The following is a 2,365-nucleotide window of genomic DNA, read 5'->3' on the forward strand; positions in this document are numbered from 1 at the left end:
CCTTTTGATGGGGTGGCGTGGATGGACGATAGCGAGGCGGATGAAGCGAGCACTCATATGAGCGGTCGTATGACTACTCGGATTGAGGTCGTTGGCCGCGTGTCCGGCCGCCGGCGCTGGACGGTGGAGCAGAAGCTGGCGATCCTGCGTAATGCGTTTGGACCGGACGGCTCGGTTCGCGCAGCATGCGACCAGCACGAGGTCGGCAGCGGGTCGATCTACACTTGGCGGCGACAGGCGATGTCCGGGGAGTTGACCGGGGTCAGGCCACCGGCCTTGCCGACGTTCTCGCAGGTGGAGGTCAAAGATCCAGTTGCCGGTGATGTTGCGTTGCCGGCGCCATCGCCTTGCGGGCATATCGGCATCGAACTGCCGACGGGTGTCCGCCTGACCGTGGATGCAATGGTCGATGCCGACGCCCTGGCCCGGGTGATCGCCGTGCTTGGCCGATGATCCCGCTGCCACCCTCGACGCGGGTTTACCTGGCCTGCGGGGCGACGGACATGAGGAAGGGCTTTGACGGGCTTGCGGTGCTGGTCCAGCAGGTGCTGGAGCAGTCACCGCATAGCGGCGCGCTATTTGCCTTCCGCGGCAAGCGTGGTGATCTGATCAAACTGCTCTGGTTCGATGGCCAGGGCATGTGTCTGTTTTCGAAGCGCATGGACCGCGGCAAATTCGTCTGGCCGGTCACAAAGACAGGCAAGGTCAACCTCACGTCGGCGCAGCTTTCCATGCTGCTCGAAGGTATTGACTGGCGCCGGCCGGAACGCACTGCCGCGCCGCTGCTGGCGGGATAAAAAGCCCCTGATTTGCGGGGTTTTTCTGGCGCCAGACGACCCATTTTGCTAGTGGGTCACGGTGTCGGACGCAGCCACTTCCAGCCTTGATAAAGATGCCCGGATCGCCGAGCTGGAAGCAGCCTTGGCGGCCCGTGACACGCTGATCGACACGCTGCGTTTCCAGCTGGCGCAGCTGCGCCGCATGACGTTCGGGCAGTCGTCGGAGAAGCTGTCGGCACAGATCGAGCAACTCGAACTGACGCTCGAGGAACTCGAAGGCGAAGCCGCTGTCGCCGATGTTCGCAAGGATGGGCCAGCGGATAGATCCGAACGACCATCGCCGGTTCGCAGCCTTCCGCCCCATCTTCCCCGGGCCGAGCAGCGGATCGAACCTGAGGCGGGGCGCTGCAATTGCCCCGATTGTGGCGGCACCCTGCGCCAGTTGGGTGAGGACAGCGACGAGATGCTCGATGTCCTGCCGGTGCAGTGGCGCGTCATCCGCACCATCCGCCCGAAGTACAGCTGCCGATCCTGCGAGAAGATCGTGCAGGCGCCGACACCGGTGAAGGCCATCGCCCGCGGCAAGGCCAGCTTCGCCACGCTCGCCCATGTCGTCGTGTCCAAGTTCGACCACCACCTGCCGCTATACCGGCAGGCCGAGATGATGGCGGCGCAGGGCCTCGACGTTGATCGCTCGACCTTGGCCGGTTGGGGCGGACAAGCCGCGCACCTGCTCGATCCCATCGTCTCCCGGATCCGCGAGGAAGGCCTTAAGGCTGCCAAGATCCACAGCGACGACACGCCCGTGCCAATGCTGGTGCCCGGCAAGGGCAAAACTGCGCAAGGTCGGCTGTGGGCCTATGCCGTCGATAATCGGGCCAGCGGATCAACCGCTCCGGCGCTGGTGTGGTACAAGTTCACGCCCGACCGTAGCGGTATCCATCCGCAGACCGAGCTGAAGGCCTTTACCGGTCTCCTTCAGGCTGATGGTTATGCCGGTTACGAGAAGCTCTATGCCGGCAACCGGATCCAGGAAGTGGCATGCTGGGCGCACTTCCGGCGCAAGATATTCGAGAACCACCAGACCAGTCCGACACCGCTGACCACCGATCTGCTTGAGCGGATCGCGGCGCTCTACCGGCTTGAGGACGAGGTTCGGGGGCAACCGCCCGATATGCGTCGGCAACGGCGACAGGAGAAAGCCAGGCCACAGGTCGACGATCTGCGCGCGGCTATCGACGATGCCTTGCGCCGCCTGTCGCCCAAGTCGGCGATGGCTAAGGCGCTCGCCTATGGTCGCAAGCGCTGGATTGCGCTCACGCGCTTCATCGAGGATGGCCTGGCCGAGATCGACAACAACATCGCCGAACGCGCGATGCGAAGCGTAGCGATCGGCCGCAAGAATTGGCTATTCGCAGGATCGAAGGCTGGCGGTGAACGTGCCGCCGCCATCTACTCGGTCATCGAGACGGCAAAGCTCAATGGCATCGAGCCGCAGGCCTACATCGCCGATGTCATCGCGAAGATCGCAGGCGGATGGCCAGCTTCTCGCTGGGACGAGCTCATGCCCTGGAACTGGGCTTCCG

Annotated in this window: 3 protein-coding genes; all 3 read left to right on the forward strand. The window is 64.0% G+C overall.

All coding sequences use genetic code 11. The annotated features are described in order from the left end of the window. Positions 1-453: IS66-like element accessory protein TnpA (tnpA, locus tag IE122_RS18110; protein ID WP_308430429.1), on the forward strand; the 453-nt coding region annotated here is incomplete at its 5' end. Next, the gene (tnpB, locus tag IE122_RS18115; protein WP_189622627.1) at positions 450-797 is read left to right on the forward strand and encodes an IS66 family insertion sequence element accessory protein TnpB; all 348 of its coding nucleotides are present in this window, start codon (positions 450-452) and stop codon (positions 795-797) included. The genes tnpA and tnpB, both read left to right, overlap by 4 nt. A gap of 61 nt (positions 798-858) precedes the next feature. Then, positions 859-2,365 (forward strand): IS66 family transposase (tnpC, locus tag IE122_RS18120; protein WP_189622628.1); only part of this gene is annotated, 1,507 nt, incomplete at its 3' end.

This window comes from Novosphingobium colocasiae, from assembly GCF_014652555.1.
GTDB classification, from domain to species: Bacteria; Pseudomonadota; Alphaproteobacteria; order Sphingomonadales; family Sphingomonadaceae; genus Novosphingobium; species Novosphingobium colocasiae.

Excerpts from the sequence above, each read along its gene's own strand:
- tnpB (WP_189622627.1), top strand. The coding sequence starts at position 450 with ATGATCCCGCTGCCACCCTCGACGCGGGTTTACCTGGCCTGCGGGGCG.